The organism is Streptomyces sp. NPDC017991, assembly GCF_044328075.1.
In the GTDB taxonomy this organism is placed as follows: Bacteria; Actinomycetota; Actinomycetes; order Streptomycetales; family Streptomycetaceae; genus Streptomyces.
Genome location: NZ_JBIRGP010000015.1, coordinates 155,168 through 179,295 on the forward strand (window position 1 = coordinate 155,168; position 24,128 = coordinate 179,295).

General features: G+C 71.4%; 21 protein-coding genes. 7 read left to right on the plus strand and 14 right to left on the minus strand.

Features of this window, described 5'->3' with window-relative positions:
* Position 1: 1 nt before the first annotated feature.
* Positions 2 to 1,504: a sugar ABC transporter ATP-binding protein gene (locus ACH4DZ_RS36140; RefSeq protein WP_398292496.1), complete on the plus strand. Its 1,503-nt coding sequence runs from the start codon at positions 2 to 4 to the stop codon at positions 1,502 to 1,504.
* Between the two features lie 25 nt (positions 1,505 to 1,529).
* Here ACH4DZ_RS36140 and ACH4DZ_RS36145 read toward each other — a convergent pair whose 3' ends face one another.
* From ACH4DZ_RS36145 to ACH4DZ_RS36170, 6 genes are all read right to left on the minus strand, one after another.
* Positions 1,530 to 2,264: an IclR family transcriptional regulator gene (locus ACH4DZ_RS36145; RefSeq protein ID WP_398292499.1), complete on the minus strand. Its 735-nt coding sequence runs from the start codon at positions 2,262 to 2,264 to the stop codon at positions 1,530 to 1,532.
* 97 nt (positions 2,265 to 2,361) lie between these two features.
* Complete coding sequence (locus ACH4DZ_RS36150) at positions 2,362 to 3,987, minus strand: thiamine pyrophosphate-binding protein (RefSeq protein WP_398292501.1); 1,626 nt, start codon at positions 3,985 to 3,987, stop codon at positions 2,362 to 2,364.
* Between the two features lie 260 nt (positions 3,988 to 4,247).
* Positions 4,248 to 6,452 carry a 3-hydroxyacyl-CoA dehydrogenase NAD-binding domain-containing protein gene (locus ACH4DZ_RS36155; RefSeq protein WP_398292503.1) on the minus strand — a complete coding sequence of 735 codons (2,205 nt, stop codon included), beginning with the start codon at positions 6,450 to 6,452 and terminating at the stop codon, positions 4,248 to 4,250.
* 143 nt (positions 6,453 to 6,595) lie between these two features.
* Positions 6,596 to 7,810 carry an acetyl-CoA C-acetyltransferase gene (locus ACH4DZ_RS36160; RefSeq protein ID WP_398292505.1) on the minus strand — a complete coding sequence of 405 codons (1,215 nt, stop codon included), beginning with the start codon at positions 7,808 to 7,810 and terminating at the stop codon, positions 6,596 to 6,598.
* A 40-nt stretch (positions 7,811 to 7,850) separates the two neighbouring features.
* Positions 7,851 to 8,993 (minus strand): acyl-CoA dehydrogenase family protein, encoded by a 1,143-nt coding sequence (locus ACH4DZ_RS36165; protein WP_398292507.1) that lies wholly within the window; start codon positions 8,991 to 8,993, stop codon positions 7,851 to 7,853.
* The gene (locus tag ACH4DZ_RS36170) at positions 8,990 to 10,210 is read right to left on the minus strand and encodes a CaiB/BaiF CoA transferase family protein (protein ID WP_398292509.1); all 1,221 of its coding nucleotides are present in this window, start codon (positions 10,208 to 10,210) and stop codon (positions 8,990 to 8,992) included. The genes ACH4DZ_RS36165 and ACH4DZ_RS36170 overlap by 4 nt, the downstream gene beginning before the upstream one ends.
* A gap of 249 nt (positions 10,211 to 10,459) precedes the next feature.
* Between ACH4DZ_RS36170 and ACH4DZ_RS36175 the strand changes: the two genes are divergently transcribed.
* Positions 10,460 to 11,650, plus strand: coding sequence for a saccharopine dehydrogenase family protein (locus ACH4DZ_RS36175; protein ID WP_398292511.1), 1,191 nt, complete (start codon positions 10,460 to 10,462; stop codon positions 11,648 to 11,650).
* 288 nt (positions 11,651 to 11,938) lie between these two features.
* Here ACH4DZ_RS36175 and mmpA read toward each other — a convergent pair whose 3' ends face one another.
* The 3 genes from mmpA to ACH4DZ_RS36190 all read right to left on the minus strand — a co-directional run bounded on the left by mmpA (position 11,939) and on the right by ACH4DZ_RS36190 (position 14,071).
* A complete protein-coding gene (gene mmpA, locus ACH4DZ_RS36180; protein ID WP_398292513.1) occupies positions 11,939 to 12,088 on the minus strand; it encodes a morphogenic membrane protein MmpA in 150 nt (49 codons plus the stop codon).
* A gap of 100 nt (positions 12,089 to 12,188) precedes the next feature.
* Positions 12,189 to 12,881 (minus strand): endonuclease V, encoded by a 693-nt coding sequence (locus ACH4DZ_RS36185; protein ID WP_398292515.1) that lies wholly within the window; start codon positions 12,879 to 12,881, stop codon positions 12,189 to 12,191.
* A 41-nt stretch (positions 12,882 to 12,922) separates the two neighbouring features.
* Positions 12,923 to 14,071 (minus strand): WD40/YVTN/BNR-like repeat-containing protein, encoded by a 1,149-nt coding sequence (locus ACH4DZ_RS36190; RefSeq protein WP_398292518.1) that lies wholly within the window; start codon positions 14,069 to 14,071, stop codon positions 12,923 to 12,925.
* Positions 14,072 to 14,293: 222 nt separating this feature from the next.
* Here ACH4DZ_RS36190 and ACH4DZ_RS36195 point away from each other — a divergent pair, with 222 nt between their 5' ends.
* Positions 14,294 to 14,710, plus strand: coding sequence for an SsgA family sporulation/cell division regulator (locus ACH4DZ_RS36195; RefSeq protein WP_189772261.1), 417 nt, complete (start codon positions 14,294 to 14,296; stop codon positions 14,708 to 14,710).
* A 247-nt stretch (positions 14,711 to 14,957) separates the two neighbouring features.
* Here the strand turns inward: ACH4DZ_RS36195 and ACH4DZ_RS36200 are convergent, their stop codons facing one another.
* Positions 14,958 to 15,626 carry a GPP34 family phosphoprotein gene (locus ACH4DZ_RS36200; RefSeq protein WP_398292520.1) on the minus strand — a complete coding sequence of 223 codons (669 nt, stop codon included), beginning with the start codon at positions 15,624 to 15,626 and terminating at the stop codon, positions 14,958 to 14,960.
* A 434-nt stretch (positions 15,627 to 16,060) separates the two neighbouring features.
* Here ACH4DZ_RS36200 and ACH4DZ_RS36205 point away from each other — a divergent pair, with 434 nt between their 5' ends.
* The 3 genes from ACH4DZ_RS36205 to ACH4DZ_RS36215 all read left to right on the plus strand — a co-directional run bounded on the left by ACH4DZ_RS36205 (position 16,061) and on the right by ACH4DZ_RS36215 (position 19,996).
* Positions 16,061 to 17,689, plus strand: coding sequence for an ABC-F family ATP-binding cassette domain-containing protein (locus ACH4DZ_RS36205; RefSeq protein WP_398292522.1), 1,629 nt, complete (start codon positions 16,061 to 16,063; stop codon positions 17,687 to 17,689).
* Positions 17,690 to 18,025: 336 nt separating this feature from the next.
* Positions 18,026 to 18,802 (plus strand): dimethylargininase, encoded by a 777-nt coding sequence (ddaH, locus tag ACH4DZ_RS36210; RefSeq protein WP_398292525.1) that lies wholly within the window; start codon positions 18,026 to 18,028, stop codon positions 18,800 to 18,802.
* Between the two features lie 213 nt (positions 18,803 to 19,015).
* Positions 19,016 to 19,996, plus strand: a complete 981-nt coding sequence (locus ACH4DZ_RS36215; protein WP_398292527.1) for an acyl-ACP desaturase — start codon at positions 19,016 to 19,018, stop codon at positions 19,994 to 19,996.
* Between the two features lie 84 nt (positions 19,997 to 20,080).
* Here ACH4DZ_RS36215 and ACH4DZ_RS36220 read toward each other — a convergent pair whose 3' ends face one another.
* The 4 genes from ACH4DZ_RS36220 to ACH4DZ_RS36235 form a co-directional block, all read right to left on the minus strand.
* Positions 20,081 to 20,377 (minus strand): hypothetical protein, encoded by a 297-nt coding sequence (locus ACH4DZ_RS36220; RefSeq protein WP_398292530.1) that lies wholly within the window; start codon positions 20,375 to 20,377, stop codon positions 20,081 to 20,083.
* Between the two features lie 354 nt (positions 20,378 to 20,731).
* Positions 20,732 to 20,980 carry a WhiB family transcriptional regulator gene (locus tag ACH4DZ_RS36225; protein ID WP_398292532.1) on the minus strand — a complete coding sequence of 83 codons (249 nt, stop codon included), beginning with the start codon at positions 20,978 to 20,980 and terminating at the stop codon, positions 20,732 to 20,734.
* Between the two features lie 246 nt (positions 20,981 to 21,226).
* A complete protein-coding gene (locus tag ACH4DZ_RS36230) occupies positions 21,227 to 21,922 on the minus strand; it encodes a recombinase family protein (RefSeq protein ID WP_398292534.1) in 696 nt (231 codons plus the stop codon).
* Positions 21,923 to 22,084: 162 nt separating this feature from the next.
* Positions 22,085 to 23,038 carry an AraC family transcriptional regulator gene (locus tag ACH4DZ_RS36235; RefSeq protein ID WP_398292536.1) on the minus strand — a complete coding sequence of 318 codons (954 nt, stop codon included), beginning with the start codon at positions 23,036 to 23,038 and terminating at the stop codon, positions 22,085 to 22,087.
* A 122-nt stretch (positions 23,039 to 23,160) separates the two neighbouring features.
* Between ACH4DZ_RS36235 and ACH4DZ_RS36240 the strand changes: the two genes are divergently transcribed.
* On the plus strand, positions 23,161 to 23,913 hold the full coding sequence (locus ACH4DZ_RS36240) for an SDR family NAD(P)-dependent oxidoreductase (RefSeq protein ID WP_398292538.1): 753 nt from the start codon (positions 23,161 to 23,163) through the stop codon (positions 23,911 to 23,913).
* Positions 23,914 to 24,128 lie beyond the last annotated feature (215 nt).

Below are 24,128 nucleotides of genomic sequence, written 5' to 3' on the forward strand. Positions count from 1 at the left end.
GATGCATCACGGGGACATGCTGGACGGACGGTCACTCGTCAAGTCGTACGGCGGGGTGAAGGCCCTGGACGGGGCGGACATCCGGCTGCGGGGCGGCGAGGTGCACGCGCTGGTCGGGGAGAACGGGGCGGGCAAGTCGACACTCGTGCGGATCCTGTCGGGAACCCTGGCGCCGGACGAGGGATCGGTGCGGCTCGCCGACCGGGCGCGGCAGGGCGGAATCGCCGTCGTATCCCAGGAGTTGAGCCTCTTCGCCGATCTGACGGTCCGGGAGAACCTCTTCCCCCACCGTCCGCCGCGCCGCTTCGGACTGCTCGACCGGGGCGCGATGGACCGCGCGTCCCGGCCGGTCCTGGCCGAGTTGGGGCTCGACGTCGACCCCGGCGCGCTGCTGGGCGAACTGCCGCTCGCCGACCAGCAGTTGACGGAGATCGCGCGGGCTCTGCTGCGCCGGCCGCGCGTCCTGGTCCTCGACGAGCCCACCTCCGCGCTCCCCGCCGCCGCCGTGGACCGCCTCGAACACGTCCTGCGCACCCTCACGGAACGGGGCATCGCGGTCCTGAACGTCACCCACTTCCTGGAGGAGGTGATGCGCTTCGCCCACCGCGTGACGGTTCTGCGGGACGGCCGGGTCACCCTGGCCGGTGTGCGGGACGAGGAGATCGGCGTACCGGACCTGGTCAAGGCGATGCTGGGCGCCGCGCCACCGCTTCCGGTACGCCGCGAGCGCGCCCCCGCCGACGGGCCGCCGCCGGTCGTGCTCTCCGAGGTGTGCGTCCCGGGGCGGCTGACGGACGTGACGTTCACCGTGCGCGCGGGCGAGGTGGTGGGCGTGGCCGGGCTGCAAGGGGCGGGCCATCTCGACGCGTTGGCTGTGGTGTGCGGGCGTTCGGCCATCTCGGCGGGCCGGGTCGGCGTCGGCGACCGGGGGCTCCCGCGCTCCTTGCGCGACGCGATCCGGGCGGGGGTGGCGTTCGTGCCGAGCGACCGGAAACGGTTCGGGCTGATGACGGACCGCACGGTGTGGGAGAACACCACGGCGGTGAGCTGGCTGGCGCTCGGCCGGGGCGGTGTCATGCCGTCCCGCGCCGAACTCGTCCGCCGGACGGCCGACTTGACCGGGCGATTACGCCTGCGGGGCGGCCCGCACGACGTGGTGGCCCGGCTCTCGGGCGGCAACCAGCAGAAGGTCGTCTTCGCCAAATGGCTGGCCACGGACCCTCGTATCGTCGTTCTCGACGACCCCACGCGCGGGGTCGACGTGGGCGTGCGGGCCGAAATGCACGCGATCGTCGGGGAGTTGGCGGCGGGCGGCGCGGCGGTTCTGGTCGCGTCGACCGACCTGGCCGAACTGACGGAGGTCTGCGACCGCGTCCTGGTCTTCGTGCGGGGGCGCATCACCGGCGAGGTGAGCGGCGGACGCCTCACGGAGCACGAACTGGCGGCGGCGATACAGGCGGGGGCGGACGTGCGCGCCGACGGGCACGGGCGTCAGCGGAGTTGACAGTGCCGCCCGCCCGGCTCGCCCTTCACGCGGACAGTTCTCGTGTCAGGGCGCGGGCCGCCGCGCACACCCGTGCGCCGACGCGGTCCACGTCGAGGCGGCGGGTGCCACCGGTCACGGAGAGGGCCGCCACGGGGCGGGGGTCCTGGGCGTAGACCGGGGCCGCCACGGCCGAGACGCCGACCTCGGCCTCCTCCAGGTTGACGCCGAAGCCACGGGCACGGGTGCGTGCGAGATCGCGGGCGAGCTGTCCCGGCAGGACGAGGGAGCGGGGCGTGAGGCGTGCCAGGGACGGGCCGGGCGGCCGGGGGTCGTGGGCCAGGAAGACCTTCCCCGTGGCGGTGCAGTGGGCGGGCAGCCGCCCGCCGGTGCGCGAGACGATCGGCGTGGCACGGCGGCCGGTGAGTTTTTCCAGGAATAGCGTGTCGGGTCCGTCGGGGACGGCCAGGTGCACGTTCTCGCCCGTCGCCTCGTACAGGTCGCCGAGGAACGGCAGTGCCACGTCCCGCAGTTCGCGTGCGGAGGGCGCCGACTGGCCGAGGACGAAAAGCGCGAGTCCGATGCGGTAACGGCCGTCCGGGGCCCGTTCCATGAGCCCCAGCCGGACCAGCTCGGCCAGCAGGCGGTGCACGGTCGGTTTGGGCAGACCCGTGCACAGCGACAGCTCGGCCAGGCTCTGCGAGCCCTCCGACTCGCCGCAGGCGCGCAGCAGCGCCGCACCGCGCGCGAGCACCGACTTCGGCACCTGACCGTCCGTCATGGACCGATGGTCGGGCCCCGGGAGGCCGGTGGCAAGGTGCGGGTCCCTGTGAGTCGTCGTGAGTCGTCGTGAGTCGTCGGCGACTCGCCCGGTCCCTCTACCGCAGGGGCACGTCGACGAGCATCGGCCGGGTCAACTCGCCTGCCCCCGCGACGATTTCGCGCAGCTGGTCCGCGCTGCCCACCCGCACGGCGTCGACCCCGAAGAACCGGGCCGCCTGGGTGAAGTCGAGCCGCCCCAGCTCGGTGCCGGGGCAGATCCCGGTGCCGCCTCTCGCCTCGTAGGTGTCCTGGAGGGTCCGGTAGGCGCCGTTGCTCATCACCACGAACAGCACGGGAGCCGCGTACCGTGCCGCGCTCCACAGGCCCTGCAGTCCGAAGAGGGCGCAGCCGTCGCCCAGGACGGCGACCACGGGCCGGCCCGGTTCGGCCAGGGCCCGGCCCACCGCGGCCCCGATCCCCCAGCCGAGGCCGCCGCCGACGGTGTGCGTATAGCTGCCGGGCCGGTCGAGGTGGACGAGTCTGCGGAGCAACAGGCCCACGGTGATGGCCTCTTCGACGACGGCCGTGCCGGGCGGCAGTCCGCGCGCCACGGCGTGGGCGGCGGCCCAGGGAGCCAGGGGCGCCGGGGAGTACGCGGCGCGCGCGGCGGATTCCGTACGGCCGCGTTCGGCCGTGTGCCGGTCGCCGGCGCGCAACACCCTGGTCTTCGCGGTGTGCGCGGTGATCCGCTCGGGCAGCAGTTCGGCGAGCCGGTCCAGGGAGGGGCCCAGTGCGCCCACGAGGCCGTGGTCGGCGGGGAAGTTGCGGCCGATCTCGTCCGGGTCCGAGTCGAGCTGGACGACGGTGATGCCGGGCGGCAGCGCGGGGCCCGGGGTGTAGTGGTGCGGCGTGAAGGCGTGCGCTCCCACGACGAGCACGGTGTCGTACGGGTCCAGCGCGGCCCGGATCGCGTCGTGGCGAGGTGGCAGCATCCCCGCGTACAGGGGGTGGGTGGTCGGGAAGTTCAGGTGGTCCGCCATCGGCTGGTGGTGCACGGGTGCCCCGCAGGCCTCGGCGGTGCGGACGAGCGCGGCCGTCGCGTCCTCGCGGCCCACACCGTCCCCCGCGACGATCACGGGCCGTGCACCGCGGCCGAGCAGGACGGCGGCCCGGTCGAGTCCGCCGGCCGGCGCGGGCCTGGGTGTCGGCGTACGGGCGGGGACCTCGACCTCGGTGTCCTCCGCCAGCAGGTCCATGGGGACGGAGACGAGCACCGGCCCGGCGGGCGGCCGGGTGGCCAGCGCGAAGGCGCGGCGCAGCGCGAGCGGCAGGTCGCGGGCGTGCTGGATGTCGTACGCGGCTTTCACGGCGGGTGCGGCGAGCGTGACGAGGTCGGCGCTGAGCATGGGGTCCTGCTGGAGGTGGCGGCGGTCCTGCTGGCCGGCCATCACCACGAGCGGGGTGCGCGAGCGGCGGGCGTTGAGCAGGCCGACGAGTCCGTTGGCGAGGCCGGCCGCGATGTGCAGGGTCACGAAGGCGGGCCTGCCGGTGGCGCGGGCGTATCCGTCGGCCATGGAGACGACCGCGCCCTCGTGGACACCGAGAACGTACTCGGGTGGCCGTTCGGTGTCCGCGAGGGCTGCCAGGAACGGCAGTTCGGTGGTGCCGGGGTTGCCGAAGACGCGGTCCACGCCCTCGCCGCGCAGGATGTCGAGCAGGGCGGGGGCGGGGCGGCGACCCATCGTTGGCTCCTCGTGGGGACGGGGACCGGTCGCCCGTCAGCGTCCGGGCTCCGCCCCACGGGGGCAAGGGGTGCGTACCACTCAGCGATACCGGGTGGTCGGGCGTGTTCGTCTGCGGCGCCATCGTGGCCGAGCGCGCAGTTCCCCGCGCCCCTCAAGGGCGAAAACCTGTGGCGCAGTCCCGTTCTTAGGGGCGCGGGGAACTGCGCGACCAGCCACGACGGACCCGCAGACGAACACGCACCCCCCGGAGGGCCCCGTCACCGGTCGGTGAACCGCTCCCCCTTCGACGCCTTCTCCACCAGCAGCGCCGGCGGCGCGAACCGCTCCCCGTAGCGCTCGGCGAGCTCCCGCGCGCGGGCCACGAACGCGGCGGGCCCGGTGCCGGACCCGCCCCGGCCCTCGTAGCCGTTGATGTACTGCAGGACGCCGCCCGTCCAGCCGGGGAAGCCGATCCCGAAGAGGGACCCGATGTTGGCGTCGGCGACCGAGGTCAGGACGCCCTCCTCCAGGAGGCGGACGGTGTCCAGCGCTTCCGAGAAGAGCATGCGCTCCTGCATGTCCTGGAAGGGGATCTCCGCACCCGGTCGGGTGAAGTGCTCCCGCAGTCCGGGCCACAGCGCCGCGCGCTTGCCGTCCTCCCCGTACTCGTAGAAGCCCGCGCCGCCGCTGCGGCCGGTGCGGCCGAACTCGTCGACCATGCGGTCGACGACCGCGTCGGAGGGGTGCGCCGTCCACGTGCCGCCCGCCTCCTCGACGGCCCGCTTCGACTCGGCGCGGATCCTGCGGGGCAGGGTGAGCGTCAGCTCGTCCATCAGGGAGAGCACCTTCGCCGGGTAGCCGGCCTGGGCGGCGGCCTGCTCGACGGAGGCGGGCTCGATGCCCTCGCCGACCATCGCCACGCCCTCGTTGATGAAGTGCCCGATGACCCGGGAGGTGAAGAAGCCGCGCGAGTCGTTGACGACGATCGGTGTCTTCCTGATCTGTCGTACGAGGTCGAAGGCGCGCGCCAGGGCCTCGTCGCCCGTCCGCCCGCCCTTGATGATCTCGACGAGGGGCATCTTGTCGACGGGCGAGAAGAAGTGCAGTCCGACGAAGTCGGCCTGCCGCTCGACGCCCTCGGCGAGCGCGGTGATCGGCAGGGTCGAGGTGTTGGAGCACAGCAGGGCGTCCGGTTCGACGATGTGCTGGATCTCCTGGAACACCTTGTGCTTGAGCGCCGGGTCCTCGAAGACCGCCTCGATGACGGCGTCGCAGCCCGCCACGTCCTGGGGGTCGGCGGTCGGCGTGATGCGGGCGAGCAGCGCGTCGGCCTTCTCCTGGCTCGTACGCCCCCGGGAGACGGCCTTGGAGCAGAGCTTCTCGGAGTAGGCCTTGCCCTTGGCGGCGGCCTCGGCGGAGACGTCCTTGAGGACGACGTCGATACCGGCGCGGGCGCACGAGTACGCGATCCCGGCGCCCATCATCCCGGCGCCGAGGACGGCGACCCGGCGGACCTGGCGGGGCTCGACGCCCTTGGGGCGGTTGGCGCCCGAGTTGACGGCCTGGAGGTCGAAGAAGAAGGCCTGGATCATGTTCTTGGAGGTCTGGCCCGCGGCCAGTTCCACGAAGTAGCGCGCCTCGATGACCTGGGCGGTCTCGAAGTCGACCTGGGAGCCCTCGACGGCCGCCGCGAGGATGTTGCGCGGCGCCGGGTAGGGCGCGCCGGCCGTCTGCTTGCGCAGGTTGGCCGGGAACGCGGGCAGGTTCGCCGCGAACTTCGGGCTGGCCGGGGTGCCACCCGGGATGCGGTAGCCGGGCTTGTCCCAGGGCTGGCTCGACTCGGGGTTGGCGTCGATGAAGGCGCGGGCCTTGGCCAGCATGTCCTCCGGCGTGGCCGCCACTTCGTGGACGAGGCCGTTCTCCAGGGCGCGCTGCGGGCTGTACTGGGTGCCCTGGAGGAGCACCTTGAGGAGGGCGTCGGCGATGCCGAGGAGGCGTACGGTCCTGACGACACCGCCGCCGCCGGGCAACAGGCCGAGCGTGACCTCGGGGCAGCCGATCTTGGAGCCGGGCGCGTCGAGGGCGACCCGGTGGTGGCAGGCCAGCGCGATCTCGTAGCCGCCGCCCAGGGCCGCGCCGTTCATGGCGGCGACGACGGGCTTGCCGAGTGTCTCGATGCGGCGCAGGTCGCGCTTGATGGCGAGGCCGCCGTCGAGGAGCTGCTGGGCGGTCTCGGGCGTGACCCGGATGAGGTCCCGCAGGTCGCCGCCGGCGAAGAAGGTCTTCTTGGCGGAGGTGAGGACGATGCCGCGGATGGCCGCGGGGTCGGCCCGCACCTCGGCTTCCAGGCGGTCGGCGATCGCGGTGAGCGACTGCCGGAACGCCTGGTTCATGGTGTTCGCGGACTGGCTGGGATCGTCGAGGACCAGGGTGACGACACCGGTGTCGTCCTGCTCCCAGCGGATGGTGGTGCTCTCGGTCATCTGGGGATCTCCGTAGCTGTCAAAGTCTTGTCCGCCGCGAGGGCGAGAGCCCGAGGGTGCGGTCCGGCGGTGCGGTCGGGCAGTGCGGTCGGGCAGTGCCGAACCGGCCTGCGTCCGGCGAAGATGAGGAGGGGCTCACGTGCCTACAGGCGCTCGACGATCGTCGCGATGCCCATGCCGCCGCCCACGCACAGCGTGGCGAGGCCGAACCGCTTGTCCTGGCGCTCCAGTTCGTCGACGAGCGTGCCGAGGATCATCGCGCCGGTCGCGCCGAGCGGATGGCCCAGGGCGATCGCGCCGCCGTTGACGTTGACCTTGTCCAGGGACAGGCCCATGTCCCGGGCGAACCGCAGGACGACCGCCGCGAAGGCCTCGTTGATCTCGACGAGGTCGATGTCGTCGATGGTCAGCCCGGCCTTGGCGAGCGCCTTGCGCGTGGCGGGCGCGGGCCCGGTCAGCATGATGGTCGGCTCGGAGCCGGAGACGGCCGCGGAGACGATCCGCGCGCGCGGGGTGATCCCGAACCGCTCGCCGACCTCCTTGGAGCCGACGGCGACCAGCGAGGCGCCGTCCACGATCCCGGAGGAGTTGCCGGCGTGGTGGACGTGGTCGATCTTCTCCACCCAGTGGTACTTCTGCAGCGCCACGGCGTCGAAGCCGCCGAGGTCGCCGATGTCCGCGAACGACGGCTTCAGCCTGCCCAGCGAGTCGGCGGTGGTGCCCGGGCGCGGGTGCTCGTCGTGGTCGAGGACGACGAGTCCGTTGCGGTCCTTCACGGGGACGACGGACCTGCCGAAGCGGCCGTCCTTCGCGGCCTCGGCGGCGCGCTCCTGGGACAGCGCCGCGTACTCGTCGACGTCCCGGCGGGAGAAGCCCTCGATCGTGGCGATGAGGTCGGCGCCGATGCCCTGGGGTACGAAGTCGGTGGCGATGTTGGTCATGGGGTCGGCGAACCAGGCACCGCCGTCGGACGCCATCGGCACCCGGGACATCGACTCGACGCCGCCAGCGAGGACGAGGTCCTCCCAGCCCGAACGGATCTTCATCGCGGCCAGGTTGACGGCCTCAAGCCCCGACGCGCAGAAGCGGTTCTCCTGGACACCGGCCACGGTGTCCGGCAGCCCCGCGGCGATGGCCGAGATACGGGCGATGTCGGAGCCCTGGTCGCCGACCGGTCCGACGACACCGAGCACGATGTCGTCGATCGCGGCCGGGTCGAGTCCGGGGAAACGGGCCTGGATCTCGTGGATGAGCCCGACGACCAGGTCGACGGGCTTGGTGCCGTGCAGGGCGCCGTTCGCCTTGCCGCGGCCACGCGGGGTGCGGATCGCGTCGTACACGTACGCTTCGGTGGTCACTCGTGAGCCTTTCAGGAGGAGCCCGGGGGCACTGGGCGGGTCAGCCGAGCAGGGAACGGCCGATGATCTCCTTCATGATCTCGGTCGTCCCGCCGTAGATGGTCTGGATGCGGCCGTCGGTGAAGGCCTTCGCGACGCGGTACTCCGTCATGTAGCCGTAGCCGCCGTGCAGCTGGAGGCAGCGGTCCGCGACGCGTTTCTGCAGTTCGGTGGCCCACCACTTGGCCATCGAGGCGTGCACCGCGTCGAGTTCGCCCGCCGTGTGGTCGACGATGCAGCGGTCGATGAACGTCCGGGTGACGGCGCACTCGGTGGCCATCTCCGCTATCTCGAAGCGGATGTGCTGGAGCCTTGCCAGCGGGCGCCCGAAGGCCTCGCGCTCCTTGACGTAATCGGTGGTGATCTCCAGCAGGTACTCGGCGGCGGCGATCCCGGCGACGGCGATCCCCATCCGCTCCTGCGCGAGGTTCGTCATCAGGTGCACGAAGGCGCCGTTCAGCTCACCGAGCAGGTTCTCCTTCGGGACGCGTACGTCGTTGAAGAACAGCTCGGCGGTGTCCTGGGCCTTCTGGCCGATCTTGTCGAGGTTGCGGCCCCGCTCGAAGCCCTCCGTGCCGCGTTCGACGACGAGCAGGGAGAGGCCCTTGGCGCCTCCCTCGGGGGTCGTCCTCGCGACGACGATCACGAGGTCGGCCAGGATGCCGTTCGAGATGAAGGTCTTGGAGCCGTTGAGCAGCCAGTGGTCGCCCCGGTCCTCGGCGTGCGCCCTGATGCCCTGGAGGTCGGAGCCGGCGCCGGGCTCGGTCATCGCGATGGCCGTGATCAGCGAGCCGTCGCAGAACCCGGGCAGCCAGCGCCGCTTCTGCTCCTCGGTGCCGAGCCCCGTCAGATAGGGCCCGATGATGTCGTTGTGCAGTCCGAGAGCCAGCCCGGCGGCTCCCGCGCGGGTGAACTCCTCGGCGAGCACCGCGCTGTAACGGAAGTCGGCGTTGCCGCCGCCCCCGTACTCCTCGGGGACGGCGAGACCGAGCAGTCCCTGCCGGCCGGCCGCGAGCCAGGCCTCGCGCGAGACGATGCCGTCCTTCTCCCACTGCTCGTAGTGCGGGAGCACCTCCTTCGCGAGGAAGGTGCGGACGGTCTCGCGGAACGCCTCGTGCTCGGGCGTGAAGATCTGCCGCTTCATTCGGGGGTGCCCTTCGGTTCGGGAGCGCCCGTCGGTTGCGGGGTGCCCTGCGGTGCGGGAATGCCTTTCAGGAGGCCCGGTACGTCCCAGTCGCGGGCCACGTCGGCGGTGCCGGAGCCGGGCAGGGCGGGCCCGCCGCGGACGGCGGTGGGGGTGGCGGAGAAACGGGGTGCGGGGGCGGGCTGGGTGATGCCGCCGTGGTCGGTGAAGGTGCCGCGGGCCGCGAGATGCGGGTGGTGCGGCGCCTCGCGCAGCGACAGCACGGGCGCCACGCACGCGTCGGAGCCCTCGAAGACCGCCGTCCACTCGTCGCGCGTACGGGTCCTGAAGCGGGCCGCGACCGCCTCGCGCAGCTCGCCCCAGCGGGACAGGTCCTTGCGCGCGGAGGCGTACTCCCCGAGGCCCAGCAGTTCGGTGAACTCGTCGTAGAACTGCCCTTCCAGCGCACCGACCGCCATGTACCGGCCGTCGGCCGTCTCGTACGTGCCGTAGTACGGGCAGCCGCCGTCGAGGAGGTTGGCGCCGCGCCGGTCCTGCCAGCCACCGGCCGCCAGCATGCCGTGGATCATCGAGGAGAGATGGGCCGTGCCGTCCACGATCGCCGCGTCCACCACCTGTCCCGCGCCGGTCGCGCGTGCGTGGTGGAGTGCGGCCAGGACGCCCACGACGAGGTACAGGGAGCCGCCCGCGTAGTCCCCGACGAGGTTCGCGGGGACGGCCGGCGGCTGGTCGGGAGCGCCGATCATGCCGAGGGTGCCGGTCAGCGCGATGTACGCGATGTCGTGCCCGGCGCGCGGGGCGAGCGGTCCCTCCTGGCCCCAGCCGGTCATGCGCCCGTAGACGAGTCCCGGATTGCGGGCGTGGCAGGCCTCGGGTCCGATACCGAGGCGTTCGGCGACACCCGGCCGGAAGCCCTCGACGAGGATGTCGGCGCGCTCGACCAGGGCGAGGACCCGCTCGGCGCCGTCGGCTGCCTTGAGGCCGACGATCACCGAGCGCTTGTTGCGGTTGGTGACGTCGTAGGCGGGGTCGATCGCGAGGGACCCGCCGCCCGGCCGGTCCACACGGACGACGTCCGCGCCCAGATCGGCCAGGAGCATGGCGGCGAACGGGCCGGGCCCGATGCCCGCCAGCTCGACCACGCGCACCCCGGTCAGCGGGCCGTGCCCCGCCGTTCCGGCCTTTTCCGCCGATTCCACCGAATCCGCCGCTGTCATCGAGCCCCCAACACTGTGACACAACTGATGTAACATCAGTGATGTTAAGAACGCGTTCCCCTTCGCACAAGCCCCTGGCGAGCAAGCGCTCAGTCAATTCCGGGAGTCGGCCGGGAGCCATGGGACGAGGGGGCGGCGGCGAGTGCGGGTCCTGCTCGGCCCCTGCGGCGGGGTCCTGGTTCGGCTCCTCGTACCTCACGCTAGCCTCGGCCACCGACAACGGCGCGGGCTGAACGGCTGAGAGGTGCCATGAGCAGGCAGGACAGGACCGAGCGCGCGTACGACATCGTGCTCTTCGGAGCAACGGGGTTCGTCGGAAGGCTGACCGCGGAGTACCTCGCCGCGCACGCCCCCGAGGGGCTGCGCTGGGCGATCGCGGCCCGCGACACCGCGAAACTGGAACGGCTGCGGGACCGCCTGGCGGCGATCGACCCGGTGTGCGCGGAGCTGCCCGTGCTGCGGGCCGATGTCACGGATCCGGTCTCCCTGCGGGAACTCGCGAAGCACGCGCGCGTGGTGGCCACGACCGTCGGCCCCTATGTGGAGTACGGCGAGGACCTGGTCGCCGCCTGCGCGGACGCCGGCACCGACTATCTGGACCTCTGCGGAGAGCCCGAGTTCGTGGACCTCATGTACGTGCGGCACGACGCACGCGCGCGTGAGACCGGGGCCCGGCTGGTGCACGCCGCCGGATTCGACTCCGTCCCCCACGACCTGGGTGCCTACTTCACCGTGCGGCAGCTCCCCGAAGGGGTGCCGTTGACCGTGGACGGCTTCGTGCGGGTCGGGGCGATGTTCTCGGGCGGCACCTTCGCGTCAGCCCTCAATCAGTTCTCCCGCGGGCGGCACGTGCTCGCCGCCGCGCGCGACCGCAAACGGCACGAGCCGCGCCTGGTCGGACGCCGGGCGTACGCGCCCCTGAGCCCCCCGCGCTACGCGAAGGAACTCGGCGCGTGGGCACTGCCGCTGCCCACCATCGACGCACAGATCGTGCAGCGGTCCGCGCGGGCGCTGGAACGGTACGGGCCCGACTTCCGCTACCGGCATTACGCGGCGGTCGAGACGCTGCCGTCGGCCGTGCGCGGGGTGGCCGGGGCCGGGGCGGTCTTCGCGGCGGCGCAGGTGCCGCCCGTGCGGCGCTGGCTGTCGGGGCGGTTCAAGCCGGGTGAGGGGCCGAGCGAGGAGAAGCGGGCCGCCAGCTGGTTCTCGGTGCGGTTCGTCGGTGAGGGCGGCGGGAAGCGGGTCTTCACCGAGGTGGCCGGTGGGGATCCCGGCTACGGGGACACCGCGAAGATGCTGGCCGAGTCCGCGCTGTGTCTCGTCTTCGACGAGCTCCCTGCCACCTCGGGGCAGGTGACGACGGCTGTCGCCATGGGGGACTCGCTGATCGAGCGGCTGCGGGGGGCTGGGATCACGTTCCGCGTCGCCGCCACGCGGTAGCGCTGCGCAGCGAGGGCCGTGTGCTGCGCGGCAAGCCGTATGGCTGCGGGCTGCTGGCTGCGGGCGGGCGGCTGCTGCCGGATGACCGTGCGGGTCCGCCGTGGCTGGGCGCGCAGTTCCCCGCGCCCCTTTGGGGTGCCTTCCTGGGGCGGGCCGTCACGGCAGAGGGCGGAGGCGGATGGCTGCTGCCGGATGACCGTGCGGGTCGACCGTGGCTGGGCGCGCAGTTCCCCGCGCCCCTTTGGGGTGCCTTCCTGGGGGCGGGCCGTCGCGGGGGCTCGGAGTTGGTCAGAAGGGCCAGTCCAGGAGCGTGTAGATCATGCCGGCCGTCCAGGCGACCCCGGCCACGACCGCGAGGGCCAGGCCTGCCAGCACAGTGCGCTCGGCGGGCTGGGTGGCGGGGACTGGGGCGGGCTCGGGAGCACGGTGTGTCGTCATGTGGCCAAGACTGTCGATCATGGCGGGCCGCGGCATCCGTACGCGTACTTAGAACGCGTACTCATGACACGTACTCAGAAGGCATGCTCAGAAGGCGTACTCAGGCCGTCGTCGCCTTCAGGGCCCGGCGGCACAGCGCGTCCGCTCGGCGGGTCGTCTCCGGGAGGCGGAATCGCGGTGCGAGGTGGAGGGTGTGGGCGCAGGCGGTCTCCAGCGTCACGCGGTGGCCGACCGAGACGAACACCGGCTTGATCCCCGCCTGGGTGCGCAGCGCCCGGCCGACCTCCTCCTCGCCCGCGAGCAGCGGGGAGGAGGAACCGCGTGGGGCGCCCGGCTCCTCATGGGCGAACGTGAACGGGTTCTTGGCGACCCCGATCGTCGGAAGGCCGGTGAGGACACCGAGATGGCTCGCCAGGCCGAAGCGGCGGGGATGGGCGAGCCCGTAGCCGTCGCAGACCACCAGGCCCGGCGCGCACGGCAGCGCTTCGAGGGCCGCCATGACGGCCGGGACCTCCCGGAAGGCGAGCAGCCCGGGGACGTACGGGAAGGGCACCTGGCCGACCGCCGTGGACTCGGCGACCACGGCGAGGGTCGCCGCGTCGAGCACCACGGCCGCGGCCACGACGACATCGCGCGCGTCGTCGTAGGCCACGTCGACGCCGGTCACCCGGCCGGTTCCCGGCGGCGGGCCGGGTTCGTCGAGGACCACCCGCGCCCGCAACTCGTCCTGCACGGCCAAGGCCCGCTCTTCGGTGGCGGGCCAGCCCGCCGGGATGCGTACGGTCGTCGTCATGGTGCCGTCGAGCCTATGGCAGCCCCCGGGGCACCGGAACGTCAGCGTTCCAGGCGGGCCACCCGGCCCTTCTCTCCGGAGGCCCAGCAGGCCAGGTCCGGGGTGCAGTCCACGGTGTCGTACGAGCCGGTGTCCAGCGTGCGCCAGGTGCGGCCGCCGTTCGTGGTGAGGTCGGTGCCGGTGGGACCGACCGCGAGGGCGGAGGTGCGGCTGTGCGGGAGCCAGGCGACGCCCGAGCGGTAGGCCGGCGGCGGCGTGCCGGCCGTCGTCCAGGAGCGGCCCCCGTTCCCGCTGACGGCCGCCGCCTTCGGCGAGGCCTGGTCGGCGCGGTAGTCGCCGCCGACCGCGATGCCGTGCGTCCGGTCGCGGAAGGCGAGGCCGAAGACTCCGCGGGCCGGGTCGCCCGCCGGGATCGGGGTGTCGGTGGCGGTCCAGGTGCGACCGCGGTCGGAGGAGTGCAGCACACGCGCGCGTGCCGCCCCGCCCGTGGCGAGCCAGACGTCCCGCGGGCCCGAGCTGACCAGGCACTGCCCACTCGCCGCGAAGCCCGCCTCGCCCTCCTGGGCCGCGGGCATGCCGTCGGCGGGCAGCACCTTCCAGGAGCGGCCGCCGTCGCCGGTCGACAGGATGCGGAACTTCCCGTCGACGGGGTCGCTCATCGCCAGGCCGTGGCGCCCGTCGAAGAAGGTCACACAGTCGTAGAAGGCCTTGGCGTCGGTGTTGCGGAAGGACTCGGTCCAGGTCGCGCCGCCGTCCTCGGTCCGCAGGATCCTGGACGCCTCGCCCTCCCCGATGGCCAGCACCACGGCACGCCTGCTGTCGAACGCCTCGACGTCACGGAACTCCAACTCGGCGGCCCCGGGTGGCGATACGTTCCGCCAGCTCGCGCCGCCGTCGGTGGTCCGCAGCACGGTGCCCTGGGAACCCGCCAGCCAAGCCGTGTTCCGGCTGACGGCGGCCAGGCCGCGGAACCGCGCGTCCGTGCCGCTGCCCTTCAGCTCCCAGTGCGGCTCCCTGTACGGCTCCCCGTGCGTCGGTTTTGCGCTAGTCAGTCCCTGATCAGCGGTTCCGTCCGCCTGCGCCGACCCGGTGAGCGCGGCCGCGAACGCCGCTCCGCACACCCCCACGGCCAACAGGCGCCTCGTGAATCCCTTGTTACTCGTGCGTCGCGTCTTGCCCAAGCCCCTCATGGCGGGCGAAGCTAGCCCACTCCCCCGATCACGTCCAGATGCCCCGGGAGGCATCAGCGGTCACTCAGGAAATCAACGATCACTCCCGTGATTGAAGGCGGTGACGGAGGTCACTAGGACTTCATGCGTTTTTGCAGGCACGGATTGGCCGATTCCGACGTCCTTACAAGTGCCCGGCTCATCCGTCCGCAGTTCGTCCGCACGTCACAAGGGAGCAAGGCGTTGTCCACCGTTATCGAGCAGCCCGTAGAGGCCCGCCTCGTCGCCGCCGCGCCGCGGATGCCGAGCATTCCCGCGACGCTCAGCTACGACCCGCACGATCCCTTCGCCGTCCGCATGTCCTTCCCCGCCCCGTCCACGCTCGAAGGCGTGGAGGTGTGCTGGACCTTCGCCCGCGAGCTGCTCGCCTCCGGCCTGGAGGAGGAGGTCGGCCACGGCGACGTGCGCGTGCGGCCGTACGGATACGACCGCATCGTCCTGGAGTTCCACGCTCCGGAGGGCACCGCCGTGATCCACGTGCGCGCCGGCGAGCTACGGCATTTCCTGGCGAGTTCGACGGAGCTGGTGCCCGTCGGCCTGGAGCACCTGCACCAGGACCTCGACCACGATCTCGCCGAACTGCTGCGCGACTCCTGCTGAGCAGCCGCTCCCACTGCACAGCCGCTCCTCCTGAACAGCTACTTCTCCTGAGTCAGTAGCGCGTCCACTGGGTCAGGCAGCGCGTCCTGACGGTCCGGCAGGCATACCCGGGGCAGGTGTTCGCCCTGACCGGGACCGCCGGCCCACGTGTCGTACGTCCCCGTGTCCAGCAGCTCCCGCGCGGCACGGCGGACGGGTATGGGCGCTGCCCGCGCAGATCCCCGGCGTCCTCAGTTCCCCGGTGGTTTCAGTTCCCCGGCACCCCAGGTGCCGCCATCGCCACGGACACCGCCGACCGCACCTCCTGGACCGCCTGCCGCAGAACCGGGGTCGTCGTCCCGCTGCGCTCGGTCAGGGCCGCGATCCGCTCGTCGTACTGCCGCCGCTCCCTGCCCGACACCAGCGTGCGCAGTTCGGCCGCGGCGGCGAGGGCGACCAGCGCCGCGTCCCGCTCGGACACCTCATGGACGGGCAGCGGCCCCTCCAGTACCTGCCGGGCCTCCGCGCGCAGTCCCTCCACGACGGCCACGCGACCGATCTCGTACTCCACGGACGGGAAGACGCCGAGCACCCGTGTCTTCTCGGCACGCAGATATCCGTCCGCGGCGAGCTGCGCCTGTACGGCGTCCAGCGTGATGCGCGCCCGCAGACTGACCCAGGTCTTCCACTTGTGCGGCCGGGACTCCTCGATGAGTTCCAGGAGCCCGTCGAGGGCCGCGTCCCCGGTCCTGCCGTCCGGGTCGGTGGGCGTGGCGACACCGTCCGCGTCGGCCAGCAGTCCGCGCTGCGCCAGCTCGGTGAGAGCGCCGGCCCGGACCAGGTGCGGGAGCTGGGAAGCGCTGGTGACCTTGAGCTTCGAGGTGTCCCAGGCCAGCAGGCAGAGACGGGCGGGCAGCGAGAGCGGGCCGATGGGCACGGGGTCTCCTTCGAGCGGTCGGGGGCGGAGGAATCGGGGGCGAGGGAATGGGGGACGGGGGAATGGGGGCGAGGGCGTGAGAATCATGGACGGATCAGGGAGAGGCCAGGGACAGTTCGCGGGCACGTCGGGGTCGGGGTCGGGGTCGGGGGCACGTTAATTCGTTGACAGCCGCCGACCCCCCTCCTACGGTGTAAAGCGGTCCTGTTGTCGCCGAATGGAGAAGGACGTTGCTCGTCTGAGGTCTTGAGACACCGCGTCACACACGTATCCGTGTGTGCGCAGCGTGCGACCTCGGCTCCGAGCCGTCCCGCGGAACAGGGCTCTTCCCGTGCTCCGTGATCGCCCCGGAGGACGCCGTCCTTCCGGCCGTCGCCGCCTCCCGGTGTCTCGATACGTGTCGCCCTGACCGCATCCAGCACTGCGAGGCCTGTATGTCCAGTACCCCCACTTCCATCACCTGCACCTCCCTCTCCTTCGCCTGGCCCGACGGCACCCCGGTCTTCGAGGACCTCCAGGTGGCCTTCGGTCCCGGCAGGACCGGGCTCGTCGGCGTCAACGGATCGGGCAAGTCGACCCTGCTGAAACTGATCGCGGGAGAACTCGTCCCGGCCGAGGGCACCGTCCGTGTCGCGGGCGAGGTCGGCCGCCTTCCCCAGAACGTCACCCTCGACACCGGGCTGCGGGTCGACGAGGTGCTGGACATCGCGGCCAAGCGTGCCGCGCTGCACGCCATCGAGTCGGGCGACGTGTCCGAGCGGCACTTCGAGGTCGTGGGCGACGACTGGGACGTCGAGGAGCGTGCCTTGGCGACGCTCGGCGAACTCGGCCTCGGCCACATCGGGCTCGACCGCACCATCGGCGAGGTCTCGGGCGGCGAGTCGGTCCTGCTGCGACTGGCCGCACTGCTGCTGCGCCGGCCCGACGTACTCCTCCTCGACGAGCCCACCAACAACCTCGACCTGTACGCGCGCCGACGGCTGTACGCGGCCGTCGAGGCCTATTCCGGGGTCATGGTCGTGGTCAGCCACGACCGCGAACTCCTCGACCTGGTCGACCAGATCGCCGATCTGCGCTCCGGCGAGGTCACCTGGTACGGCGGCAACTACTCGGCGTACGAGGAGGCCCTCGCCACCGAACAGGAGGCGGCCGAGCGGATGGTGCGCGTCGCCGAGTCCGACCTGAAGAAGCAGAAGCGCGAACTGGCGGACGCACAGGTCAAGTTGGCTCGTCGCAAGCGGTACGGCCAGAAGATGTTCGAGCAGAAGCGCGAGCCGAAGATCGTGATGGGGGCGCGTAAACGCGCGGCTCAGGAGTCCGCGGGAAAGCACCGCATCATGCACGAGGAGAAGCTCGCCGAGGCCAAGGAGCGGCTCGACGACGCCGTGGACGCCGTGCGGGACGACGACGAGATCCGCGTCGACCTGCCGTACACGGCCGTACCGCCGGGCCGTAACGTGCTCACGCTCCTGGACCTGGAGCTGGCGTACGGGGCGAGTGCGGGCTCCTTCGATCTGCGCGGGCCCGAGCGGGTCGCGCTGATCGGGCGCAACGGGGCCGGTAAGACGACGCTGCTGCGGACGATCGCCGGGGAGCTGACGCCTGTGTCCGGGGAGGCGCTGACCCATGTGCCGCTGCGGTTTCTCCCGCAACGTCTCGACGTGCTCGACGACGAGCTGACGGTCGCCGAGAACGTGGCCCGGTTCTCGCCGGGCGCCACCAACAACCGGGTCCGGGCGCGGCTGGCCCGCTTCCTGTTCCGGGGCGCGCGGGCGGATCAGCGGGCGGCGACGCTCTCCGGCGGCGAGCGGTTCCGAGCGGCCCTGGCCGCGCTGATGCTCGCCGAGCCCGCACCGCAGCTCCTGATGCTCGACGAGCCGACGAACAATCTCGACATGGCGAGCGTGCGGCAGCTCACCACGGCGCTGGAGTCGTACGAGGGGGCGCTGATCGTGGCCAGCCATGATGTGCCGTTCCTGGAGTCGATCGGGATCACGCGGTGGTTGTTGCTGGACGGCGAGTTGACGGAGACCACGTCCGAGGCGGTGGGGCAGCCGGGGTAGCCCGGGATGCCCGGGTCCGCGCCCAGGGCGAAGGCAGGGGCGCAGCCCCGCTTTCGAGGGGCGCGGGGAACTGCGCGGCCCGCCCCCACCGGGGCCGCACGGCACTCACGACCGGTGCGGTGCCGCTTCCGGGGGGCGCCGGTTGTTCGTCGCGTGCTGGTGCGTGGGGGTGGGCCGCGCAGTTCCCCGCGCCCCTGATGGGGGCGTCGTCGCCTGCGGGCGTGTGGGGGTCGGCCGCGCAGTTCCCCGCGCCCCTTACGGGGCCGGGGCTGTTGTGACGTGGGTGAGGGGCTGCATGATGTGCGGGACACACCCTGCCGAGACGGAGACCCGTACGTGCCCAGCCAGAAGGCCCTCATCCGCCGTCCCAGCCCCCGCCTGGCCGAAGGTCTCGTCACCCACCTGGAGCGCACGCCGGTCGACCTCGGCCTGGCGCTCGAACAGTGGGAGGCGTATGCGAGCGCACTGCGTACGCACGGCTGGGAGACCGTCGAGGCGGAGCCCGCCGACGACTGCCCGGACTCCGTGTTCGTGGAGGACGCGGTGGTCGTCTTCCGCAACGTGGCGCTGATCGGCCGCCCGGGCGCGGAGTCCCGGCGCGACGAGACCGCCGGCGTCGAGGAGGCGGTGGCCCGGCTCGGCTGCTCGGTGAACTGGGTGTGGGAGCCGGGCACCCTCGACGGCGGGGACGTCCTGAAGGTCGGCGAGACGATCTACGTGGGCCAGGGCGGGCGTACCAACGGTGCCGGCATCCAGCAGCTGCGGGCCACGTTCGAGCCGCTCGGCGCGCGGGTCGTCGCCGTACCGGTCAGCAGGGTGCTGCACCTGAAGTCGGCCGTCACCGCGCTGCCGGACGGCACGATCATCGGGTACGAGCCGCTGGTGGACACCCCCTCGCTGTTCCCGCGCTTCCTGGCGGTGCCGGAGGAGGCCGGCTCGCACGTCGTGCTGCTGGGCGGCGGAAAGCTGCTGATGGCGGCGAGCGCGCCGAAGACCGCCGATCTGCTCGCCGCACTCGGTCACGAGCCCGTCCTCGTCGACATCAGCGAATTCGAGAAACTCGAAGGCTGTGTGACGTGTCTCTCGGTGCGGCTGCGGGAGCTGTACGGCTGAGACCCGCGAGGGCCGCGCGTACGGCCCCGGGACCTGCGCGTCCGCCGGACGGGGGGCCTCCGGATGCCCGCAGAATCGATCTTCCCGGAGATCGTTGCTGATCAGGGCTCTTTACAGCGCGCTTAACCTACGGCACCGTAACCTACGGATACGTAGCCTACGATGCCGTAGGTTTGTTGTACCGCTCAGCAATCACGTCCCCCTGGAGCCCCCGTGACGATCACTTCTCCCCATCTCGGCAGCCCGTCCTCCGACTGGACCGACGCGCGCCTGCTGTTCGCGCTGGAAGAAGTGGTGGAGACCGAACTCAACCGGCACCTGAAGGTCGCGAAGGACTGGATGCCGCACGAGTACGTGCCCTGGTCCGACGCCCGCAACTTCCCCGGAATCTTCGAGGACGGCGAGGCCTGGGGCAAGGAGCAGTCCAAGGTCACCGAGCTCGGCCGTATCGCGCTCGTCGTGAACCTCCTGACCGAGGACAACCTGCCCAGCTACCACCACGAGATCGCTTCCCTCTTCGGCCGCGACGGCGCCTGGGGCACCTGGGTGCACCGCTGGACCGCCGAGGAGGGCCGCCACGGCATCGTGATGCGCGACTACCTGCTCGCGTCGCGCGCCGTGGACCCCGACCAGCTCGAAGCGTTCCGTATGCAGCACATGAGTGAGGGCTTCGAGTCGGACAACCGGCACTCGATGCTGCACTCCGTCGCGTACGTCGCCTTCCAGGAGCTCGCGACCCGCGTCTCGCACCGCAACACCGGACACCAGTCGGGCGACCCCGTCTGCGACCGCATGCTGGCGCGCATCGCGACCGACGAGAACCTGCACATGGTCTTCTACCGCAACCTCCTCAAGGCCGCGTTCGAGCTGGCCCCCGACCTCACCATGCAGGCCGTGCGGGACGTCATCGTCCAGTTCCGGATGCCCGGACACGGCATGCCCGGCTTCGAGCGCGCCGCCGCGCAGATGGCCATCGGCGAGGTCTACAACATGCGGATCCACCACGACGACGTCCTGATGCCGATCCTGCGTCACCTCAAGGTCCTGGAGATCGACGGCCTGGGCCCCGAGGGCCTCAAGGCGCAGGAAGAGCTCGGCCTGTACATGGGCGGCCTGGACTCCGAGGCCGCCAAGTTCGACGAGAAGCTCGCGGCCCGCAAGGCCCGCATGGCGGCCCGCGCCGCCGCGGTGTGATCCGCGCCGTGGCTGGGTGATCCGCTTCGCGGCGGCCGACCCGATGCCCCTGTCCCGGCGTGTGTGCCGGGGCGGGGGCATCTCTCACTCGTACGCCGTCGTCCGGGCCGGCACCGCGTCGCGGGCGCCGGCCACCGGGTGGCGGCGCAGTGCTCCGAGCCGGTCTCGCCACGGCTGCCGCCAGTCCGTGCGGGTGCCGAGTGCGACCGTGAGCGCCGCGGCGAGCAGCCCCTCGCTGTGACCGCCGTGCGCGGTGAGCCGCCGGGCGGTGCCGAGAAGGATCTCGGCGCTGCCCTCGTGCGTCCCGGGTCCAGCCGTTCGGCGAGTTCGGCGGCGGTCCGGGCCGCGAGCGCCGGCCGGCCCTCCGTCGGCGCGGCCCACCGGGACAGGGCCGCGTCCACGTGCACCGCCTCCGCGTCCAGATCGAGATGGGCCACTGTGATCGCGGCGGCGTCCCGGCAGACGGCCGCCGCGACGACGGCGAACCCTCGCCCGTGGGAGCCGCGCACCTCCAGCTCGTCCAACAGCGGTCGCGCCTGCGCCCACTCCCGCACCCTTGCGGCGAGTTCGCGCATAGGCAGGGGATACGGCAGCGGATCGAGGGCGTTCAGCAGACTCTCGGCCTGCTGCCGAGGGGTGTGGACCATGCGGTGGCTTGTGCCTGCCGGAAGCCGTGACGCACTCGGAATTCCCGATGCGCCGCTGGTGCCGGGCCAGTGTTTCGCCAGTGGTTCGCTACATCTGGGCGCGTCGGAGGCTGAGGCGTTCCTTCTCGGAGAGGCCTCCCCAGACGCCGAAGCGTTCGTCGTGGTTGAGCGCGTATTCGAGGCACGCGGAACGCATCTCGCACATTCCGCAGATCTGCTTCGCCTCACGCACCGAGCTGCCCGGCTCGGGAAAGAAGAAGTCGGAGCCGGTCTGGGCGCACAGTGCCTGTTCCTGCCAGGAGAGGTCGGGCGCGGCGGCGGCGGTGTCGGTGTGCATGCCGGGATCGTGTCGTGCGTCGAAAAACGTTCGATCAACGCGGGATCAACGGGCGTCCGCCGGACGCCGCCGCGGGGGTGGCTTCGACACGGAACGCGAGGCCCGGGAACGCGACAGAACCCGATGATGCTCCTCGCAGGAGGCAGGTGCACAGCGGCGCGCGGCGGGAGCCGCAACGGCTTGACGACGCCTGCTGCGACCAGGGGTGCCGGTAAGAATGCTGTCACCAGCCGCAAACGGCGGTGATCAGTCCTCCGACCTGGTGGGTTGGGGCAGTTCCGGTGTGCTCGTCGCCTCAGCGAGTGCGAGGCGACCGCCCTTCAGCTCGGGCACGTAGTTGTAGATCGTGTTCCTGGAGACGCCGAGGAGCTTCGCGATCGAGGTGACGGTGTTCTCCGGGCGGGCGAGCAGGTCACGGACGTGACGTACCGGCTCCTCGGTCATCGCCGGCGGGCGGCCGAGCCGGGCGCCGCGGGCGCGGGCGGCGTCCAGGCCCTCATTGGTGCCCTGCACGATGAGTTCGCGGATGAACTCCGCCAGGGCCGCGAACACATGGAAGACCAGGCGCCCGCCGGGCGTAGTCGTGTCGAGCGCCTCGTGCAGAGAGGTGAAGCCGACGCCGCGCTTGCGCAGGCCGGACGCGATCGCGACGAGGTCCTGGATGGAACGGCCGAGCCGGTCCAGCGACGGGACGACGCGGGTGTCGCCCTCGCGCAGGTAGTCGAGGGCCTTCCACAGTTCCTCGCGTTCGGCGTTCTTGCCGGACTTCTTGTCAAAGAAGATCCGGATGCAGCCCGCTGTGTTGAGTGCGTGGATCTGCCGGTCGAGCAACTGTCTGGTCACCCGTGTACTTGTGCGACCTTCGGGTCGTTGGTCCCGGCGCTGCTGATCGGCATGCTGCCGATGGTGGTCGGAGCCATCGGCAATCAGGGAGGACGACACGGTGTGTGGCTAAGGCGTTGCCGGTGGTCCCGCTGCGGTGAATCCACAGGAGAGCTCCTGCCAGCAGCACGGCGCCGCCCAACAGTCAGGGTAGCGGGCCTGAGAACCTGATTTCGATCCCAAACTATGGGCTTCGAGTACGGGGACTTGTCGCGGTACAGGTCAGTGGCCCTGATCCGGACGGCCGTTGACCGCGCGGGTCGATGTTTCGCGGAATCGTTTGGGTGAGGAACCGACCACCCGGCGGAATGCGGTGCTGAACGCGCTTTCGGATTTGTAGCCGATCGTGAACGCGAGTTCGGAGATCGTTCGCGTGCCATGGCTCAGGGCGTCGCGGGCGAGGCTCATTCTCCACTGGATCAGATAGTCCAGCGGGGTGGTTCCGACCCGGGCCTTGAAGGATGAGGCGAACGCGGAACGTGACATGTGGCTGATACCGGCAAGCTCTTTGAGTGTCCAGGGGTGTGCCGCGTCGGTGTGCATAGCGCGAAGTGCGGCACCGATGCCGTCGTCGTTGAGCGCTCCCAGCCAGCCGGTGGGCTGATCGGCCTGTTCGGCGTGGGCGCGCAGCATGTGGACGAACAGGACCTGTGCGAGGTGGTTCAGGACGAGAGAGCTGCCGGCGGCGGCGGTCCTGGTCTCGGAGACCAGGAGCTCGCTGAGGTGTGCCAGGTGCTTGCCGCGGGGATCTGCGGCACGGACAAGCACGAGCAGCGGTAGGACCTGGGCCAGGACTGGGGTCTTCGTGTCCTCGAACGAGAAGTGCCCGCCGCAGAGGTATGTGTCTTCCTCGGCCTCCGGGCCGATGCGTACGACACCGTCCTTGGCGCTTCCCCACACCGGCTTCGCGGGGCGCGATGGTGCGGTGAGTGTGCTGCCCAGGATGTAGGGCGGGGGGTTGCCCAGCAGGTAGAAGTCGCCCTCTTCCAGTAGTACGGGCTTGTGCCCGTCAAGGGTCAGCCAGCACGTGCCGCGCGCGACGACGCCAAGCTTGACATGCGAGGGCTGGTCGAAGCGCAGGGCCCACGGTCCTGCCGCATGGAGACCGGGGTCGATCACGGTGCGAGGGTGCAGAAGACCGATGGCGTCGGTGATCGGATCGCTGGAGCCGAGCACGTCCTCCTCCTTACTGGACGATACGTAAAGAAATAAGGACTATACGTGATGCACCGTACCGGGGTGTTCCTGAAGTATGGCTATCGAAGCAGGTCAGTACAGAGGGGTATGGAGGCACTCGCATGGGACAGCTTGAGGGCAGGACGGCTGTGGTCACCGGCGGCAGCACCGGAATCGGTCTGGCCACCGCCGCACGCCTGGCAGACGAGGGCGCGCACGTGTTCATCACAGGCCGGCGCAAGACCGAGTTGGACGCCGCCATCGAGACCATCGGAACATCCAGGGCCACCGCGGTGGCCGGCGACATCTCCGAGGCAGCCGACCTGGACCGGCTCTACGACGCGGTCCGCGCTCGGGGACAGGGACTGGACGTGCTCGTCGCGAACGCGGCGGTCGGTGCGTTCGTCACGCTGGAGCAGACCACCGAAGACCACTTCGACCAGACCTTCGGAGTCAACGTCCGGGGCACTCTGTTCACCGTGCAGAAGGCGCTCCCGCTGCTCAATGAAGGCGCCTCGGTCATCCTGATCTCCTCCACAGCTGCCGACAACGGCATGGAGGCGTTCGGTGCGTACGCGGCGTCCAAGGCCGCCGTCCGGTCATTCGCGCGGACATGGTCCAACGAACTCAAAGGCCGGGGCATCAGGGTCAACGCAGTGTCGCCGGGCGGGGTGGAAACTCCCGGACTCACCAACATTCTCGGCGGCGAGGAGACACTGTCCGCTGTGAAGGAGAATGTCGCCGCGACCGTGGCCAAGGGCCGCATAGGACGTCCTGAGGAGGTCGCCGCAGTGGTGGCGTTCCTAGCTTCCGGACAGAGCAGCTACATCGTCGGCGCGAACATCTACGTCGACGGCGGGCAGAACCAGATCTGAGAACTTGATTTCGATCCTGAGTCGTTGACCGCCCCGGCATTTCTTGCTGATCGGCGAGAAACGCCAAGCCTCTGGGGCTGGGAGGCAGAACGGGGGGCGGGCGGGGTGGTGCCAGGGATCTGCCCGAGCTGGGTGACCTGTGAGGAACGGTGGTCGCCGATGACTCCGCGATGATGCGCTGGTGCCGGATTAGTCGGTCGTCCACGCGTCTGATC

Bases quoted from the DNA above. Each gene is read 5' to 3' on its own strand.
- ACH4DZ_RS36140 (WP_398292496.1), top strand. From the start codon at position 2: ATGCATCACGGGGACATGCTGGACGGACGGTCACTCGTCAAGTCGTAC.
- ACH4DZ_RS36145 (WP_398292499.1), bottom strand. From the start codon at position 2,264: ATGACGGACGGTCAGGTGCCGAAGTCGGTGCTCGCGCGCGGTGCGGCG.
- ACH4DZ_RS36150 (WP_398292501.1), bottom strand. From the start codon at position 3,987: ATGGGTCGCCGCCCCGCCCCCGCCCTGCTCGACATCCTGCGCGGCGAG.
- ACH4DZ_RS36155 (WP_398292503.1), bottom strand. From the start codon at position 6,452: ATGACCGAGAGCACCACCATCCGCTGGGAGCAGGACGACACCGGTGTC.
- ACH4DZ_RS36165 (WP_398292507.1), bottom strand. From the start codon at position 8,993: ATGAAGCGGCAGATCTTCACGCCCGAGCACGAGGCGTTCCGCGAGACC.
- ACH4DZ_RS36170 (WP_398292509.1), bottom strand. From the start codon at position 10,210: ATGACAGCGGCGGATTCGGTGGAATCGGCGGAAAAGGCCGGAACGGCG.
- ACH4DZ_RS36175 (WP_398292511.1), top strand. From the start codon at position 10,460: ATGAGCAGGCAGGACAGGACCGAGCGCGCGTACGACATCGTGCTCTTC.
- mmpA (WP_398292513.1), bottom strand. From the start codon at position 12,088: ATGACGACACACCGTGCTCCCGAGCCCGCCCCAGTCCCCGCCACCCAG.
- ACH4DZ_RS36185 (WP_398292515.1), bottom strand. From the start codon at position 12,881: ATGACGACGACCGTACGCATCCCGGCGGGCTGGCCCGCCACCGAAGAG.
- ACH4DZ_RS36190 (WP_398292518.1), bottom strand. From the start codon at position 14,071: ATGAGGGGCTTGGGCAAGACGCGACGCACGAGTAACAAGGGATTCACG.
- ACH4DZ_RS36205 (WP_398292522.1), top strand. From the start codon at position 16,061: ATGTCCAGTACCCCCACTTCCATCACCTGCACCTCCCTCTCCTTCGCC.
- ACH4DZ_RS36225 (WP_398292532.1), bottom strand. From the start codon at position 20,980: ATGCACACCGACACCGCCGCCGCCGCGCCCGACCTCTCCTGGCAGGAA.
- ACH4DZ_RS36240 (WP_398292538.1), top strand. From the start codon at position 23,161: ATGGGACAGCTTGAGGGCAGGACGGCTGTGGTCACCGGCGGCAGCACC.